This is a genomic window from Kitasatospora sp. NA04385 (assembly GCF_013364235.1).
In the GTDB taxonomy this organism is placed as follows: domain Bacteria; phylum Actinomycetota; class Actinomycetes; order Streptomycetales; family Streptomycetaceae; genus Kitasatospora.
This window is the reverse complement of sequence record NZ_CP054919.1, coordinates 4,284,278-4,300,481: the sequence shown is the minus strand read 5'-3', so window position 1 is coordinate 4,300,481 and position 16,204 is coordinate 4,284,278. Positions and strand designations below refer to the sequence as shown.

Below are 16,204 nucleotides of genomic sequence, written 5' to 3'. Positions count from 1 at the left end.
CTGCTGACGGCCGGAACCCATCGAAGTGTCCGTGCTGCTGCGTGTCCTGAACAGAACCGGAAGCCGACGCGCGCAACGGCAGTGCACCGCCAGCAGCCACGGCCTCGCCGTTCCCCGAGCCCCTGACGGGGCGCTCAGCGTGCGCCGTGCACGCGGCGGTGGCTCCAGGCCAGCAGGCCCAGCAGGATCAGGCCCGACAGGATCAGGCTGGTCCCGGTCGCCCAGCCCGCGAAGGGCAGCGAGGGGACGGCCGCGGCGACGACGCCCGCGGCGATCAGGCCGAGCCCGGCGAGGACCGAGCCGGCGATCCGCCAGCCGGAGGCGACGCTCGCCTCGACGCCCTGCATCGCCTTGACCCGCACCGGTTCCACGAACCGGGCGAAGGCCGGCACCGCCCGGGCGACGAGCACCATGCCGGCCAGCAGCAGGAGCATGCCCGGACCGGGGAGGACCAGCAGCAGCACGCCGACCGCGATGAGCACCGTCCCGGCCACCACGAGGGCGACTCGGGCCACCGGGTGGACCTCGGTCGGATCCGCCTCGTACCCGGGTCGCCGCTGCTCGCTCATCCGTCCACCCTAACCGGACGGCCCGTGCTTCCCCCCGCCCCGACACCTCCCGCCGCCCGGCCCGCGGGCAGCGCGGGCAGCGCGGGGATCACGCCCCGGCCAGGGCCCCGGCGCGCACCGGGGTGGCCAGGAAGTCGTGCAGCGCGGCGAGGAAGGGCTCGGGCTCCTCGGCGAAGACGATGTGGCCGGTGTCGAACTCGGCGTAGGAGCTGCCGGGGAGTTCGGCGTGCAGGCGGCGCGCGTTGTGGACGGGAATGGTGGCGTCGCGGGTGCCCCCGACGACCAGGGTCGGGGCGGTGACCTTCGGCAGCAGGGGCCGCAGGTCGACGCGGGCGTCGAGGTCGATGTGGCGCAGGGTGCCGGGCAGCGGCCGCATGTAGGCGGCGATGCCCTCGACGGCCTCGGGGCCGACCGAGTTCAGGAAGGTGGTGCTGAACGCGGTGATCATGGCGAGCCGGCCGAAGGCGTCCGGGTCGGCGGCCGACGCCGCCCACACCCGCATCAGGTTGACCAGGTAGGCGTCGTCCCGGGAGGCGACCCAGGCGGAGACGGGGACCAGGTGCCGGACGAGTTCGGGGTACAGGGCCGCGGTGGCGACGGCGACGGTGGAGCCCATGGAGAAGCCCACCACGTCGGCGGGCCCGGCCCCGGCGTCCCGGATGACGGCGGCGACCTGCTCGGCGAGCCCCTCGACGGTGATCTCGCCGCCGTCGTCCTCGGCGTCCACGCTGCCGGAGAGGTCCGGCAGGAGCACGGTGTGGCGGTCGGTGAAGCGGTCGAGCAGGACGTCCCACATGCCCGAGCCGGGGCCGGTGCCGTGGACGAGGACGAGGGCGGGGCCCGCGCCGACGACGCGGTAGGGGATGCGGGCGGTGCCCACGGTGACGATCGGCATGGCGGTGGTCCTTCTGCTGGAGGCTGGTCCCTGGGGCGAGCCGCCGTTCCCGGCGACCCGAGAAGTAAACTACACCGTGCAGAGTACTCAATCAACTGCACCGTGCAGTGCACTTTCCGGCGACGAGAAGACCCGCAGGGGCCGACCTGGCGCGGTCGGCCCCTGCGGGTCGGGCGGGTGCGGGCCGGGGTCAGCCGGCGGCGGCGCCGTAGATCTTCAGGAAGGCGTCCACGCCGGTGGTGGCGATCCGGACGATCTCCGCGTCGTCGATCGGGAACGTCCCCCAGTACGAGCGGTCGGCGACGCCGTGGAAGGTCAGCAGCATGAAGTGCTCGGCCGCCAGGCCGGCGTCCTCGACCACCAGGTGCCCCTCGTCCGCCAGCCGGCGCAGGCGCACCTCCTGGTCGCGCAGCGCGGCGACGACGCCGGCCTCCTCCCAGGCCCGCAGCGCCTCCGGCGGGATGTTGCCCGCCTCGGCCCGGATCGCCCGCCCGAGGGCGGCGTGGTCACCGGCGCCGACCACCTCCCGGGCGCGGTCGGCGGCGAAGGCGATCAGGTCCGCGCGCAGGTCCGTGACGTCGTCCAGGCGGCGGGCGGCCAGTTCCCCGATCCGCTCGGTCAGCGCCCCGGAGGTCTCCAGGGCCACCGACAGGAACAGCGTCTCCTTGTCGGAGAAGTGGTTGTAGACCGTGCGCTTCGACACGCCCGCCTGGGCGGCGATCGCGTCCATGCTGGCCCGCGCGTAGCCCTCGCGCCCGAACACGGCCATCGCGGCCGCGACGATCGCGGCGCGCTTCTCGGGGCGCCCGGCGGGGGCGCTCCCCGGGGTGGCGTTGGTCATCCTCACCGAACCCTTCCATTGGGAAACTACCCCGTACAGTATACTTTCGGCGGCGGACGGCGCCCCGGACCGCACCCGCACCCGCGCCCGCACCGGACGGCGCCCGCCTCGGACCAACGGCCGCTCATGCGGCAGGGCGCCCCCCGGAACCACCGGGGGACGCCCTGCCGCGGGGCCGTCGACCGGCGCCGTCAGTCGACGCCGTTGCGGCGGTAGGGCTGGTAGGCCGATCCGCCGTGGAAGTACGGGTAGGGGATCTCCCGGGAGACCATGCCCGCGTCGCCGCTGTCCTCGATGCCGATGTACCTGGTGTGCGCGGCGTCCGCCCAGCCCGCGAACAGGATGGTGTGGTCGCCGGAGATCATCGCGTCGCCGGGCTGGAGGTCGCCCTTGGTGATGTGGTGGGAGACGTTGCCGCCCATCAGGCCCCAGGTGTTCAGGCCCGGGCCGGGCAGGCCCCAGGCGCAGGAGACCAGGCCCGAGCAGTCGACCCGGTAGCCGTTGGTGACGGCGCCCTGGCTGTAGCCGAGCTTGTGCTCGGCGCGCTCCAGGGCGCGCTCCACCATGGCCTTGCGCTCGGCGGACAGCCCTTCGAGCTTGGGCCGGGCCAGGACGCCGAGGCCCTCGCCGTTCTTCCGGTGCCGGTGGTCGGACCAGGCGTCCCAGCTGTTGCCGTTGGTGATCTTCGTCTTCCAGTCGCCGGTCGAGTGGTCCTTGAGCTTTGGGCCGTCGAACTTCCCGCCCGGGCCGCCGACCACCGTGCCCGTCCCGCCGTCACCGCCGCCGGTACCGCCACCGCCACCGCCGCCGTGCCCGGTGGAGGGCGAGGAGGGCTGCGGCTGGTGGCTCCCGCCACCGCCGCCACCGCCGCCGCCACCGCCCACACCGTCGATCTTGGTGCCGGGCGACTTGGGCGCGGGCGGCTTCGGCTGCTCGCTCTGCTTGCGCTTGAGGTCCTCGGCGATCTTCCGCTCGGTCTCCTCGTACGCGTCGATCATCTTCTTGATCTTCGCCGCGTCCTCACCGAGCTCCTTGGTGAGCCGCTCCTTGGCCTCGGCCAGCGCCTGGGCCCGCGCGTTGATGTCCCGCACGTCCCCCGCGACCTCGGCCAGGATCTTCCCCGCGCCGAGGACCCCGAGGATCCCGCCGGAGAAGATGTCCGTGGCGGCCGCCTTCGCGATCGTCGCCTTGATCTGACCGATCTTGCCGGTCATCTCCTCCATCCGCTGGTTGACCTGCTCGAAGTCCCGTTGGATCTTCTGCAGTTCGCCCACCTGAAAACCGAACTGACTCCCCGCCATCTGTCTGGCGCCTCCTCGTTCTCGCCCCCGTGCGGGAGGCCCTACAGGACGTTGGCGAGCTGCTTGACCGAGCCGCTCAGCTGCCCCAGTTCGTCCGCGACGGTGTTCAACTCCCGCACCCGGCCCTGCGCGTGCGCGGTGAAGGCGTCCGCGGCGGCGCCGTGCCAGGTCATCCCGCCGAGCACCGCGCTCACGTCGCGGCCGAGGGCGTCCACCTGCTTGCCCAGCTCCGCCAGCTCCTGGGCGATCGCGTTCAGCTCGGCGTCGGCGTCGCCGAACATCTTGCCGAGCGCCCAGTGCGCGATCTCGGCCGGCGCCATGACGATGTCCTCGCCGACCTTGGCCACGTCACCGACGAGGTGTTTGACGTCTCCGATCAAGTCCATGACCGTCCCCCTGTTTCCCCGTGTGTTCTTCCCCGAAAGCCTGTTCCCCCCAGGCTAGTCAGTACGGCGCCCGGGCGAAATGGCCGGGTACCGCCCGGGAGCCCCGCCCCGGCTGTTCGCGGTCCGCCCGCCGCGCCTGTGACACTGGAGGCTCGAAAGAGCGAGACCGACAAAACCGAGGTGCGCTCCGGCCCCGGCCTTATGCAACCTAGAGGGATGCCCGCAGTGAGTTCTCCCGTAGCCCCGCAGCCCGCCCCCACGTTCGCGGAGCTGGCCGCCCGGCTGCCCGGTGTGATGCTGCGCGACGCGCAGCGGCTCGGCCGCCGCCTGGAGGGCACCCGCAAGGTCAGGTCGGCCGAGGGCCGGCAGCAGGTCCTGGCCGAGCTGGCGTCCGACTTCGACCGCTCCGAGGCCCGGGTGGCCTCCCGCCGGTCGGCGGTGCCGGTGATCAGGTACCCGCAGGAGCTGCCGGTCGCCCAGAAGAAGGACGAGATCCTGGCCGCCGTCCGCGACCACCAGGTGGTGATCGTGGCGGGCGAGACCGGCTCCGGCAAGACCACCCAGATCCCGAAGATCTGCCTGGAGCTGGGCCGCGGCGTCCAGGGCCTGATCGGGCACACCCAGCCGCGCCGGATCGCCGCCCGCACGGTGGCCGAACGGGTCGCCGAGGAGCTGGACACCCCGCTGGGCGGAGCGGTCGGCTGGAAGGTCCGGTTCACCGACCAGGCCGGCCAGGACACCCTGGTGAAGCTGATGACGGACGGCATCCTGCTGGCCGAGATCCAGACCGACCGGGACCTGCGCCAGTACGACACCCTGATCATCGACGAGGCGCACGAGCGCAGCCTGAACATCGACTTCCTGCTCGGCTACCTCAAGCAACTACTGCCCCGCCGCCCCGACCTCAAGGTGGTCATCACCTCCGCGACCATCGACCCGGAGCGCTTCGCCGCGCACTTCGACGACGCCCCGATCATCGAGGTCTCCGGCCGCACCTACCCGGTCGAGGTCCGCTACCGCCCGCTGGTCGAGGACGACGAGCTCGACGAGGACGAGGACGGCAACGACCGGGACCGCGACCGGGACCAGATCCAGGGCATCTGCGACGCCGTCGAGGAGCTCCAGGCCGAGGGCCCGGGCGACGTCCTGGTGTTCCTCTCCGGCGAGCGCGAGATCCGCGACACCGCCGACGCGCTGACCAAGCTGAAACTGAAGTCCACCGAGGTGCTGCCGCTGTACGCCCGGCTCTCCTCGGCCGAGCAGCACCGGGTCTTCCAGCGCTCCTCGCAACGCCGGGTGGTGCTGGCCACCAACGTCGCCGAGACCTCGCTGACCGTCCCCGGCATCAAGTACGTGATCGACCCGGGCACCGCCCGGATCTCCCGCTACAGCCACCGCACCAAGGTGCAGCGCCTCCCGATCGAGGCGGTCAGCCAGGCCAGCGCCAACCAGCGCAAGGGCCGCTGCGGCCGCACCTCGGACGGCATCTGCATCCGGCTGTACTCGGAGGAGGACTTCCTCTCCCGCCCCGAGTTCACCGACGCCGAGATCCTGCGCACCAACCTGGCCTCGGTGATCCTGCAGATGACCGCGGCGGGCCTGGGCGACATCGCCGCCTTCCCGTTCCTGGACCCGCCGGACTCCCGGAACATCAAGGACGGCGTCAACCTGCTGCACGAGCTGGGCGCCCTCGACCCGGCCGAGAAGGACCACCGCAAGCGGCTGACCGAGCTGGGCCGCAAGCTCGCCCAGCTCCCGGTCGACCCGCGGATGGCCCGGATGGTGCTGGAGGCCGACCGCCTCGGCTGCGTCCGGGACGTGATGGTGATCGCCGCCGCGCTCTCCATCCAGGACCCGCGCGAGCGCCCGGCCGAGAAGCGCCAGGCCGCCGACGACCGGCACCGCCGCTTCCAGTCGGAGACCTCCGACTTCCTGTCCTACCTGTCGATCTGGCGCTACGTGCGGGAGCAGCAGAAGGAGCTGTCCTCCTCGGCGTTCCGCCGGATGTGCAAGTCCGAGTTCCTCAACTACCTGCGGATACGGGAGTGGCAGGACGTCTACGTCCAGCTGCGCACCATCGCCAAGCAGCTCGGCGTCACCATCGACGAGCCGGCGGACGACGCCGAGCCGGACGCCGACCGGATCCACCAGGCGCTGCTCTCCGGCCTGCTCTCCCACCTGGGCCTGTTCGACGTGGAGAAGCGCGAGTACGCGGGCGCCCGCGGCGCCCGGTTCGCGGTCTTCCCCGGCTCGGGGCTGTTCAAGAAGCCGCCGCGCTGGGTGATGTCGGCCGAGCTGGTGGAGACCTCCCGGCTGTGGGCGCGGATCAACGCGAAGATCGAGCCGGAGTGGGTGGAGCCGCTGGCGGCGCACCTGATCAAGCGGACGTACAGCGAGCCGCACTGGGAGAAGAAGGCCGGCGCGGTGCTGGCCTACGAGAAGGTCACCCTGTACGGGCTGCCGATCGTCGCCCAGCGCAAGGTCAACTACGGCCGGATCGACCCGGAGCTGTGCCGGGAGCTGTTCATCCGCACCGCGCTGGTCGAGGGCGACTGGGAGACCCACCACCGGTTCTTCGCGGAGAACCGCAAGCTGCTCGACGAGGTCGAGGAGCTGGAGAACCGGGCCCGCCGCCGGGACATCCTGGTGGACGACCAGACCCTGTTCGACTTCTACGACGCCCGGCTGCCCGAGGACGTGGTCTCCGGGCGGCACTTCGACGCCTGGTGGAAGAAGACCCGCCGCGACCGGCCCGACCTGCTCAACTTCGAGAAGTCGATGCTGATCAACGACTCGGCGGACGGCGTCACCGAGGCCGACTACCCGGACTTCTGGCAGCAGGGCAAGCTGCGCTTCCCGCTGACGTACCAGTTCGAGCCGGGCAGCGACGCGGACGGCGTGACGGTGCACGTCCCGCTGGCGGTGCTGAACCAGGTGGTGTCGGAGGGCTTCGACTGGCAGATCCCGGGCCTGCGCGCGGAGCTGGTGACGGCCTGGATCCGCTCGCTGCCGAAGGCGGTGCGGCGCAACTTCGTCCCGGCCCCGGACTACGCCCGGGCGGCGATGCGCGAACTGACCGACCGGCAGGAGCCCCTGCTGCCGACGCTGGAGCGGGTGCTGCACCGGATGTCGGGCCTGCCGATCCCGCCGGAGGCCTGGGACGAGGAGCGCGTCCCGGACCACCTGAAGGTGACCTTCCGGGTGGTGGACGGCAAGCGGAAGCTCGCCGAGTCCAAGGACCTGGAGGAGCTGCGCCGGAAGCTCCGGCCGAAGCTGTCCGCGACGCTCTCCAGCGCCGCGTCCGGCCGCGGCATCGAGCGCACCGGGCTGACCGCCTGGCCGGCCGACCTGCCGGTCCTGCAGCGCACCTTCGAGCAGCGCTCCAAGGGGCACTCGCTGCGCGCCTACCCGGCGCTGGTGGACGAGGGCACCGGCGTGGGCATCAAGCTGTTCGACACCCCGGAGGCCCAGCAGCGGGCGATGTGGGCGGGCACCCGCCGCCTGCTGATGCTCCAGGTCAACTCCCCGGCCAAGTCGATCCAGGGCCGGCTGGGCAACCAGGCCAAGCTGGCCCTGTCGTACAACCCGCACGGCTCGATCCCGGCGCTGTTCGAGGACGTGGTGGCGGCGGCGACCGACCGCCTGATGACGCTGAACGGCGGCGTGGCCTGGGACGCGGAGGCGTTCGGCACGCTGTACGACAAGGTCCGGGCGGACCTGTACGAGCTGTCGGCGGACACCACGCTGAAGACGGCGACGGTGCTGATCGCCTTCCACAAGGCGTCCACCCGCCTGAAGTCGGTCTCCAGCCCGGTGCTGCTGTCCGCGGTGAACGACGTCCGGCTGCACCTGGCCTCGCTGGTGCACCCGGGCTTCGTGGCCGACACCGGCTGGCAGCGCCTGGGCGACCTGAAGCGCTACCTGCTGGCGGTGGACCGCCGGCTGGAGGCGCTGCCCAACCACCCGCAGCGCGACCTGCAGAACCTGCTGAAGGTGCAGGCGGTCCAGCAGGCGTACGGGGAGCTGCTGGCGAAGGTGCCGGCGGGCCGGGAGCCCTCGCCGGAGGTGCGGGCGGTCCGCTGGATGATCGAGGAGCTGCGGGTGAGCTTCTTCGCCCAGGGGCTGGGGACGCCGAGCCCGGTGTCGGAGAAGCGGATCCTCAAGGCGATGGAGGCCGCGGCGGCCACCCTCTGAGCCCCTGGTCGGGCCGGTTCCGGGGTGCTCCGGAGCCGGTTCGACCTGGGGGGTCGCGATGCAGTACAGTCTGTCTTGTTCGCAGGCGAGAGCAGGCGGGCAAGGATCAGAACACTGGTCCCGTGGAGCAGTTGGTTAGCTCGCCACCCTGTCAAGGTGGAGGTCGCGGGTTCAAGTCCCGTCGGGATCGCAGTAGCGTGAAGGCCCGGAACCGTAAGGTTCCGGGCCTTATCGCATTTCCGGGCCGCCGGGCAAGGTGACACGACTGTGACCACCGTCACTGAACGCCTTTTGAGATGCCACTTCGGGAGCATCTCCGCAAAGTGCCCAGATTTAATATGTAAAATTGCACTTGCTTTCCCAAGAATGCCCCCCTCCACCAGCCACCCCAAAGGGAATCGCGCGTTCCGGCCGGAGGCACTCCTTCGAGCACCCCTCCGGTCTCCCCCGGGCACGCCGAAGGGCCGCCCCCTCCGACCCGGCGGAGTCGGAGGAAGCGGCCCTTGGGCTGTCGGCGGCGCCCCGACCCGGCGGAGTCGGGGAGCTGCCTGGGAAGAACGGGATCAGACCTCAGTGCGCTGGGCCGGAATACCGGCCAGCAGGGCACGCACCTCCGCCTCGCGGTAACGGCGGTGGCCGCCGAGGGTCCGGATGGACGTGAGCTTGCCGGCCTTGGCCCAGCGGGTCACGGTCTTCGGATCCACGCGGAACATGGTGGCGACCTCTGCCGGCGTCAGCAGGGGCTCGGCGTCAGGGGTACGAGCGGTCATGAGCGGCCTCCTCGGAGAACCGAACCAGGGCGGTTCTATCCTTCAAATTCTGCACCTTGGCCCGCGATGCCCGAAATGGCAGGGACGGGCCGAGTCGGTTATAGGACGAACGGCTTGTCCTGGTGTCTACAACTACACCATCCGTCCAGCCCCATCGGCCAAACCGCCAAAATTGACCCCTCACGGGTTCAAGAGCGACGGAAGGCCCCGGACCACCCCATAGCGGACAGTCACGCAGTGGTGACGTCCGGTCACGTTGCGACACGCCTGTGCGCGCTTGGGCTGGTTGTCCCATTTTGGCATATAGGTCTGAGTTCGCGTCAACGGTGAGTAGTATCACGTTCCATGGGGATTGACCCGATCCGGGACCATGGTCCCGGAAACCGCGGCAATGGTCCGGACCATCCTCCCCCGCAGGCCCGGATTCGGCCAGTGGCATTTTCCTGACGCCCCATCACCGCCGCCGCGTTACGCCCCGGCCGGTTCAGGACGCCTGCCGCAGGGCCAGCACCCGCCGCCAGCGCGCCGTCAGCGCCTCGTGGGCCCGCAGCGCCGCGTCGGTGTCCCCGGCCCGCAAGGAGCCCAGTCCGTCCGCCAGTTCGCCCACCGAGTGCTCCTCGGCCAGCCCCCGCGGGCCCAGCAGCCCGGCCAGGCCGCCGTAGTCCAGCTCCACCAGCGAGCGCGGGTGGAACTCCTCCAGCCACCGCCCGACCTCCTCCGCGCCGTCCGCCAGCGGCCCGCCCGGCGCCCGCTCGCGCAGCACCCGGTACGCCCGGGCCACCCGGCGGCGGGCCTGCACCATCGGCGTCAGGTAGAACAGCGTGGCCGGTTCCGGCCGCTCGCCCTCCCCCGACGAGCCGTACTCGCCGGCCGGCACGTGCCGCCGGTCCTCCTCGCCGAACGGCAGGAACCAGCGCAGCGGCACCTCCCAGCGGCTGGAGGCGATCCACGGCCGGGCGTCGGGGTGCCCCTGCTGCCAGCGCTCCCGGTCGGCCTCCCCGGCCGCCCGCAGGGCCGGCGGCAGCACCGTGTCCACCAGGTGCGCGGGCAGCGTCCGCCGGAGCTCCTGGAGGGCCAGCCAGCCCCGCAGCCGGGTCGTCCAGGGGCACACGTAGACCACCCCGTCCAGCAGCCGCACGTACGCCCGCTCGTCCTCCTGCTCGGGCAGCGGACGGGGCGTCAGGGCCGCCACCGCGGCCAGCGCGGCCCGCTGCTCGGCCAGCGCCGCCGCGGCCACCGACTGCCCCGGCCCCTCGGCGTCGGGGCCGTGCTCGGCGGCGTACGCCTGCCAGCGGGCGCGGTCGGGCTCGGGGAAGGCGGCCAGCGGCTCGTAGACCCGCAGCTGCGCGGTGTACGGAGGAAGCACGGTCGTGCGCCAGGCGGTCACGCTCCGCATCGTCGCACGCGCCCGGGACAACCGGCAGGGTGTCGTACGGACGGCTTCGGTCGTTGTTCCCCGGGGGCGTCCGAGGGGCAGATTCGAAGGCGATCCCGGGGCTAGGCTTCGACCAGACGCCCGCACCACCGCCGCGGGCCATCCCTTACTGGAGTCACCACCGTGACCGACGTACACACCACGCACCCCGCACCAGGCGTGCTGGGCCGAGTCTTCGGCACCGACCGGGACGGCGAGGGGCACGAGCAGGTCGTGCTCTGCCACGACCGCTCCTCCGGCCTCAAGGCGATCATCGCCATCCACTCCACCGCCCTCGGCCCGGCCCTGGGCGGCACCCGCTTCTTCCCGTACGGGACGGAGGAGGAGGCGCTGCAGGACGCGCTGAACCTCTCCCGCGGGATGAGCTACAAGAACGCCCTGGCCGGACTCGACCTCGGCGGCGGCAAGGCCGTCATCATCGGCGACCCGGACCGGGACAAGAGCGAAGCGGTGCTGCGCGCCTACGGGCGCTTCGTGGAGTCCCTGCGCGGCCGCTACGTGACCGCCTGCGACGTCGGCACCTACGTCCAGGACATGGACGTGGTGGCCCGGGAGACCTCCTTCGTGACCGGCCGCTCGCCCGAGCACGGCGGCGCCGGCGACTCCTCCGTGCTGACCGCCTTCGGCGTCTTCCAGGGCATGCGCGCCTCGGCCCGGGCCCGCTGGGGCCGGCCCACCCTGAGCGGGCGGCGGGTCGGCGTCGCGGGCGTCGGCAAGGTCGGCCACCACCTGGTCGGCCACCTGGTCGAGGACGGCGCCACCGTGGTCGTCACCGACGTCTCCGAGGCCGCCGTGAACCGCGTCCGGGCCGCCCACCCGGAGGTCGAGGTGGTGGCCGACACCGCCGCCCTGCTGAACGCCTCGCTGGACGTCTACGCCCCCTGCGCGCTCGGCGGCGCGCTCACCGACGACACCGTCGCCGTGCTCGGCGCGGCCGGCACCTCCGTCGTCTGCGGCGCGGCCAACAACCAGCTCGCCCACCCGGGCGTGGAGAAGGACCTCGCCGACCGCGGCATCCTCTACGCACCGGACTACCTGGTGAACTCCGGCGGCGTGATCCAGGTCGCCGACGAGATCGAGGGCTTCGACTTCGACCGGGCCAAGAAGAAGGCCACCCGGATCTTCGACACCACGCTGGAGATCTTCACCCGGGCCGCCGCCGACGGCGTCCCCCCGGCGGTGGCCGCCGACCGGCTCGCCGAGAAGCGGATGCGGGAGATCAGCGCGCTGCGCTCGGTGCTGCTCCCGGCGGCCCGCCGGGGCTGACCGCCGCCGCCCGCGGTGCGCGGGGCCGGGAGCGCCCCGCCCCGCGCATCACGATGTGGAACCGGATTCTCAGTCCGTCCCCCGATCGGGCGATACCGCGCCCCCTTCGGGGGATAATCTCTGCAGGAACGACGGGTCCGGTCACCTGCCGGACAGCCTGCGAAAGCCCCGTAATTCCCCTCTGACCTGGGCGGACCTGGTTCGGGGGGGCTCGGGTGCGCGCCACGTCACACCGGCGACGTACCGTCCGGCGGCGGAAACAGGTACCGTTAATGCTCCAAGGGACGGTCTCCCACTTCGGGCAGGCCGGACCTGATCATCAACACGTGTCAGACTCGGGGCCGTGAGCCCCACCGTTGAGGGGGTCGACCCATGGGGCGCGGCCGGGCCAAGGCCAAGCAGACGAAGGTCGCCCGCGAGCTGAAGTACAACAGCGGCGGGTTCGACGCTAACCGTCTGTCTCACGAGCTGGGTGTATCTCCGTCCACCGCGATCGAGCCTGAGCCGATCGAGGACGACGACGAGGACGACCCCTACGCGGCGTACGCCGACAGGTACAACGACGACGACGATGACGACGAGGACACCCCTCCGGCTCGTCGCCGCGCCTGACGTTCTCCGACCGGGCCGGTCCGAGCGCTCCCCGTGAGCGCCGGGCCGGTTTTCGGCGTCCCCGCGTCGCGCACCACCGGCGCCGCGCCGTCCCGGCGAGCGCGAGGGGCCCCGCCGCACCGCGGCGGGGCCCCTCGGCGCGCCTCGGATCAGAACGCCTCGTAGGCGTTGTACAGCGCGGCGCCGCCGTCGTGCTCGTCGGTGCGCTCGACCACGTCGCCCAGCAGCCAGGCCTCCACGTCGCGGTCCTCCAGGACGGCGAGGACGGTGTCGACCGACTCCGGCGGGACGACGGCGACCATGCCGACGCCCATGTTCAGGGTCTTCTCGATCTCCAGGGTCTGCATCGCGCCGACCTTGGCGACGGTGCGGAACACCGGCAGCGGGGACCAGGTGCCGCGGTCGAGGCGGGCGTGCAGGCCGTCCGGGATGACCCGGGCCAGGTTGGCGGCCAGGCCGCCGCCGGTGACGTGCGAGAAGGCGTGGATCTCGGTGGCCCGGGCCAGCGCCAGGCAGTCCAGCGAGTAGATCCGGGTGGGCTCCAGCAGCTCCTCGCCCAGGGTGCGGCCGAACTCCTCGACCCGGCGGTCCAGCGACCAGCCGGCCTGGTTCAGCAGCACGTGCCGGACCAGCGAGTAGCCGTTGGAGTGCAGGCCGGAGGCGGCCATCGCGATGACCACGTCGCCCGCCCGGACCCGGTCCGGGCCGAGCAGCGCGTCGGCCTCGACCACGCCGGTGCCGGCGCCCGCGACGTCGTAGTCGTCCGGGCCGAGCAGGCCCGGGTGCTCGGCGGTCTCGCCGCCGACCAGCGCGCAGCCGGCCAGCGTGCAGCCCTCGGCGATGCCCTTGACGATCGCGGCGACCCGCTCCGGGACGACCTTGCCGACGCAGATGTAGTCGGTCATGAACAGCGGCTCGGCGCCGCACACCACCAGGTCGTCGACGACCATGGCGACCAGGTCGTGGCCGATGGTGTCGTGCTTGTCCATGGCCTGGGCGATGGCGACCTTGGTGCCGACGCCGTCGGTGGCGGTGGCCAGCAGCGGGCGCTCGTAGCGCTTGAAGGCGGAGGCGTCGAACAGTCCGGCGAAGCCGCCGAGCCCGCCGACCACCTCGGGCCGGTTGCTCTTCTTCACCCACTGCTTCATCAGCTCGACGGCACGGTCGCCGGCCTCGATGTCGACACCCGCGGCGGCGTAGGTCGCCCCGGTCTCGTTGCTGGTCACCTGGTGTGGCCCTTTCGAAGTGGTGGTGCTGCCTCCCCGGCCGGGGCCGGGACGGGGTGCCCCCGGCGTCCGGCGCCGGGGGCGGTGCGCACGGTTACGGGCGTCGCAGCGCGTCCGCCGCGCCGGCGCCGCCCAGCAGCGACTGCACGCCGTCGAGGTCGCTGGTCTGCTTGTTCCCGCGGACGGGCTGCTTGGCCTGGCCGCCGGCAATTTCAGCCTCGAGCAGGAGCTTGCCGAGCAGCGCCGGGTCGGGCAGCTCCATCGGGTACTCGCCGTCGAAGCAGGCCCGGCAGAGCTGGTCCTTGGGCTGCGTGGTGGCGTCGATCATCCCGTCGATGGAGATGTAGGCGAGCGAGTCGGCGCCCAGCGAGCGGCCGATCTCGTCGACCGACAGGCCGTTGGCGATCAGCTCGGCGCGGGTGGCGAAGTCGATGCCGAAGAAGCACGGCCACTTCACCGGCGGCGAGGAGATCCGGATGTGGACCTCGGCGGCGCCGGCCTCGCGCAGCATCCGGACCAGCGCGCGCTGGGTGTTGCCGCGGACGATCGAGTCGTCCACGACCACCAGGCGCTTGCCCCGGATGACCTCCTTGAGCGGGTTCAGCTTGAGCCGGATGCCGAGTTGGCGGATGGTCTGGTTGGGCTGGATGAAGGTGCGGCCCACGTAGGCGTTCTTCACCAGGCCGGAGCCGAACGGGATGCCGCTGGCCTCGGCGTAGCCGATCGCGGCGGGGGTGCCGGACTCCGGCGTGGCTATCACCAGGTCGGCCTCGACCGGGGCCTCGGCGGCCAGCTTGCGGCCCATCTCCACCCGGGAGAGGTGCACGTTGCGGCCGGCGATGGTGGTGTCCGGGCGGGCCAGGTAGACGTACTCGAAGACGCAGCCCTTGGGCTTGGCCTCGGCGAAGCGCGAGGTGCGCATGCCGTTCTCGTCGATGGCGATCAGCTCGCCGGGCTCCACCTCGCGGATGAAGCTGGCGCCGACGATGTCGAGGGCGGAGGTCTCGGAGGCCACCACCCAGCCGCGCTCGATCCGGCCGAGCACCAGCGGGCGGATGCCCTGCGGGTCGCGGGCGGCGTAGAGCGTGTGCTCGTCCATGAAGACCAGCGAGAAGGCGCCCTTGACGTCCGGCAGGACCTTGCGGGCCGTCTCCTCGATGGTGAGGTCCGGGTGGCCCGCCAGCAGGGCGGTCAGCAGGTCGGTGTCGTTGGTCGCCGCGGTCCGGCCGGAGCGGGAGACGTGCTCCTCGCCGGGCAGTTCGGCGACCTTCGCCGCGAGTTCGGCGGTGTTGACCAGGTTTCCGTTGTGGCCGAGGGCCAGCGAGCCGTGGACGGTCGCGCGGAAGGTCGGCTGGGCGTTCTCCCAGACCGAGGACCCGGTGGTCGAGTAGCGGGCATGTCCGACGGCGATATGCCCGTGCAGCGACCCCAGGGAGGTCTCGTCGAAGACCTGGGAGACGAGTCCCATGTCCTTGAAGACGAGAATCTGGGAGCCGTTGCTCACTGCGATGCCCGCGGATTCCTGTCCGCGGTGCTGCAGGGCATAGAGGCCGAAGTACGTGAGCTTCGCGACCTCTTCGCCGGGAGCCCAGACCCCGAAGACGCCGCAAGCGTCCTGGGGGCCCTTCTCGCCGGGGAGGAGGTCGTGGTTGAGTCGTCCGTCACCACGTGGCACGTCTCCGAGTCTAGGGCAGCCTGGGCGAACGGCCTGCTGGCGGCCTCCTGGTACGCGCGTAGACACCGCCTCTTACCAGTTTTCCGCACCGCGGGCGGCCGCCTTCACGCCCTTGTCATCGGGCCTTCGCACGGCGGACGGGCGGCGGAACGTGAGCCTGCTCACCCTGGGTGATCGGCGGGGCCCGGCGGCGGCTCAGTCGGGCAGCAGCAGCCGCCAGGAGTCCGGGCGGACCGTCCAGGTGCGGTGGCGGACCGGGCCGACCGGGCAGCCGTCCGCCTCGTAGCCGAAACCGCGCCCGGCGACGGTGAGCCGGCCGGCCCGGTGGCGCAGCGGGCGGCCGTCGAGGTCGAGGGCGAGCTCCATCCCGCCGTCGACCACGGCCACCCGCAGGTGGCGGACCCGCTGGTGGACGTCGGCGAGCAGGCGGCCGTCGGCCTCGATCCGCAGCTCCTCCGGGTTGGAAGGGCTCGCCTGCTCGGCCGCAGCCAATTTCGCCCATAGCGAACGCCAACCACCCGTCCGGCCCTGGCGCGGGCCGGTGAAGCGCACTTCGGCGAGCACCACGCCGCCGCCGTCGTCCAGCAGCAGGGCGAGCCGGCGGGCGGTGCCGGCCAGCACCGCGCGGGCGGCCGCGACCGGCTCGGCGGGCACCCCGAGCAGCCGGGCGGTGGCGGTGGCGACCGGCCCGCCGACCGGCACCAGGCCCACCGGGTCGGTGTCCAGCTCCCGCTGCCGGTGCAGGGCCTGGAGCACCCGCTGGAGCGCCTGGTCCGAGCCGATCACCACGGCCCGGCGCCGCCCCCGGTGCGCCAGCACCCGGTCGAGCTCGGACGGGCTCTCGGGCAGCGCGACCTTGACGTCGGCGCCGCCGCACAGCACGTCCTTGGCGATCCGCACCGACTCGCCGTCGGCCTCCCGGGCCGAGGGGTCGAGGAGCACCAGCAGCGGCCCGGGGCCCCCGGCGTCCTCCGGGGGGCGGGATACGGGCGTGGACAGCGACGACACGACCGGTCCTTCCTCAGGTAATCTCT

13 protein-coding genes and 1 tRNA gene are annotated in these 16,204 nt (G+C 72.3%); 4 read left to right on the top strand and 10 right to left on the bottom strand.

The window, feature by feature from the left end:
* Window positions 1–134: 134 nt before the first annotated feature.
* From HUT16_RS19265 to HUT16_RS19245, 5 genes are all read right to left on the bottom strand, one after another.
* Window positions 135–569 carry a PGPGW domain-containing protein gene (locus HUT16_RS19265; protein ID WP_176189374.1) on the bottom strand — a complete coding sequence of 145 codons (435 nt, stop codon included), beginning with the start codon at window positions 567–569 and terminating at the stop codon, window positions 135–137.
* Window positions 570–657: 88 nt separating this feature from the next.
* Complete coding sequence (locus HUT16_RS19260; RefSeq protein ID WP_176189373.1) at window positions 658–1,464, bottom strand: alpha/beta fold hydrolase; 807 nt, start codon at window positions 1,462–1,464, stop codon at window positions 658–660.
* 190 nt (window positions 1,465–1,654) lie between these two features.
* Window positions 1,655–2,305, bottom strand: coding sequence for a TetR/AcrR family transcriptional regulator (locus tag HUT16_RS19255; protein WP_176189372.1), 651 nt, complete (start codon window positions 2,303–2,305; stop codon window positions 1,655–1,657).
* Between the two features lie 191 nt (window positions 2,306–2,496).
* Window positions 2,497–3,606, bottom strand: coding sequence for a hypothetical protein (locus tag HUT16_RS19250; RefSeq protein WP_176189371.1), 1,110 nt, complete (start codon window positions 3,604–3,606; stop codon window positions 2,497–2,499).
* A gap of 41 nt (window positions 3,607–3,647) precedes the next feature.
* Window positions 3,648–3,992 carry a hypothetical protein gene (locus HUT16_RS19245; RefSeq protein WP_176189370.1) on the bottom strand — a complete coding sequence of 115 codons (345 nt, stop codon included), beginning with the start codon at window positions 3,990–3,992 and terminating at the stop codon, window positions 3,648–3,650.
* 225 nt (window positions 3,993–4,217) lie between these two features.
* Here HUT16_RS19245 and hrpA point away from each other — a divergent pair, with 225 nt between their 5' ends.
* Window positions 4,218–8,186 (top strand): ATP-dependent RNA helicase HrpA, encoded by a 3,969-nt coding sequence (gene hrpA / locus HUT16_RS19240; RefSeq protein ID WP_303392084.1) that lies wholly within the window; start codon window positions 4,218–4,220, stop codon window positions 8,184–8,186.
* 116 nt (window positions 8,187–8,302) lie between these two features.
* Window positions 8,303–8,376, top strand: a tRNA-Asp gene (locus HUT16_RS19235).
* Window positions 8,377–8,749: 373 nt separating this feature from the next.
* On the opposite strand, the gene bldC is transcribed toward HUT16_RS19235, so the two are convergent.
* Window positions 8,750–8,956: a developmental transcriptional regulator BldC gene (bldC, locus tag HUT16_RS19230; RefSeq protein ID WP_030459248.1), complete on the bottom strand. Its 207-nt coding sequence runs from the start codon at window positions 8,954–8,956 to the stop codon at window positions 8,750–8,752.
* 484 nt (window positions 8,957–9,440) lie between these two features.
* Window positions 9,441–10,352 carry a hypothetical protein gene (locus tag HUT16_RS19225; protein ID WP_176189368.1) on the bottom strand — a complete coding sequence of 304 codons (912 nt, stop codon included), beginning with the start codon at window positions 10,350–10,352 and terminating at the stop codon, window positions 9,441–9,443.
* Window positions 10,353–10,514: 162 nt separating this feature from the next.
* On the opposite strand from HUT16_RS19225, the gene HUT16_RS19220 reads away from it, so the two are divergent.
* Window positions 10,515–11,657 (top strand): Glu/Leu/Phe/Val dehydrogenase dimerization domain-containing protein, encoded by a 1,143-nt coding sequence (locus HUT16_RS19220; RefSeq protein ID WP_176189367.1) that lies wholly within the window; start codon window positions 10,515–10,517, stop codon window positions 11,655–11,657.
* 372 nt (window positions 11,658–12,029) lie between these two features.
* Window positions 12,030–12,269, top strand: coding sequence for a DUF3073 domain-containing protein (locus HUT16_RS19215; RefSeq protein WP_033217334.1), 240 nt, complete (start codon window positions 12,030–12,032; stop codon window positions 12,267–12,269).
* Between the two features lie 149 nt (window positions 12,270–12,418).
* Here HUT16_RS19215 and purM read toward each other — a convergent pair whose 3' ends face one another.
* The 3 genes from purM to HUT16_RS19200 all read right to left on the bottom strand — a co-directional run bounded on the left by purM (window position 12,419) and on the right by HUT16_RS19200 (window position 16,178).
* Window positions 12,419–13,495 carry a phosphoribosylformylglycinamidine cyclo-ligase gene (gene purM, locus HUT16_RS19210; RefSeq protein ID WP_176189366.1) on the bottom strand — a complete coding sequence of 359 codons (1,077 nt, stop codon included), beginning with the start codon at window positions 13,493–13,495 and terminating at the stop codon, window positions 12,419–12,421.
* A gap of 94 nt (window positions 13,496–13,589) precedes the next feature.
* Window positions 13,590–15,170 carry an amidophosphoribosyltransferase gene (gene purF / locus HUT16_RS19205; protein ID WP_176189365.1) on the bottom strand — a complete coding sequence of 527 codons (1,581 nt, stop codon included), beginning with the start codon at window positions 15,168–15,170 and terminating at the stop codon, window positions 13,590–13,592.
* Window positions 15,171–15,365: 195 nt separating this feature from the next.
* Window positions 15,366–16,178, bottom strand: a complete 813-nt coding sequence (locus tag HUT16_RS19200; protein WP_368662696.1) for a diacylglycerol kinase — start codon at window positions 16,176–16,178, stop codon at window positions 15,366–15,368.
* Between the last annotated feature and the right edge of the window lie 26 nt (window positions 16,179–16,204).

Excerpts from the sequence above, each read along its gene's own strand:
- HUT16_RS19265 (WP_176189374.1), bottom strand. The coding sequence starts at position 569 with ATGAGCGAGCAGCGGCGACCCGGGTACGAGGCGGATCCGACCGAGGTC.
- HUT16_RS19260 (WP_176189373.1), bottom strand. The coding sequence starts at position 1,464 with ATGCCGATCGTCACCGTGGGCACCGCCCGCATCCCCTACCGCGTCGTC.
- HUT16_RS19255 (WP_176189372.1), bottom strand. The coding sequence starts at position 2,305 with ATGACCAACGCCACCCCGGGGAGCGCCCCCGCCGGGCGCCCCGAGAAG.
- HUT16_RS19250 (WP_176189371.1), bottom strand. The coding sequence starts at position 3,606 with ATGGCGGGGAGTCAGTTCGGTTTTCAGGTGGGCGAACTGCAGAAGATC.
- HUT16_RS19245 (WP_176189370.1), bottom strand. The coding sequence starts at position 3,992 with ATGGACTTGATCGGAGACGTCAAACACCTCGTCGGTGACGTGGCCAAG.
- bldC (WP_030459248.1), bottom strand. The coding sequence starts at position 8,956 with ATGACCGCTCGTACCCCTGACGCCGAGCCCCTGCTGACGCCGGCAGAG.
- HUT16_RS19225 (WP_176189368.1), bottom strand. The coding sequence starts at position 10,352 with ATGCGGAGCGTGACCGCCTGGCGCACGACCGTGCTTCCTCCGTACACC.
- HUT16_RS19215 (WP_033217334.1), top strand. The coding sequence starts at position 12,030 with ATGGGGCGCGGCCGGGCCAAGGCCAAGCAGACGAAGGTCGCCCGCGAG.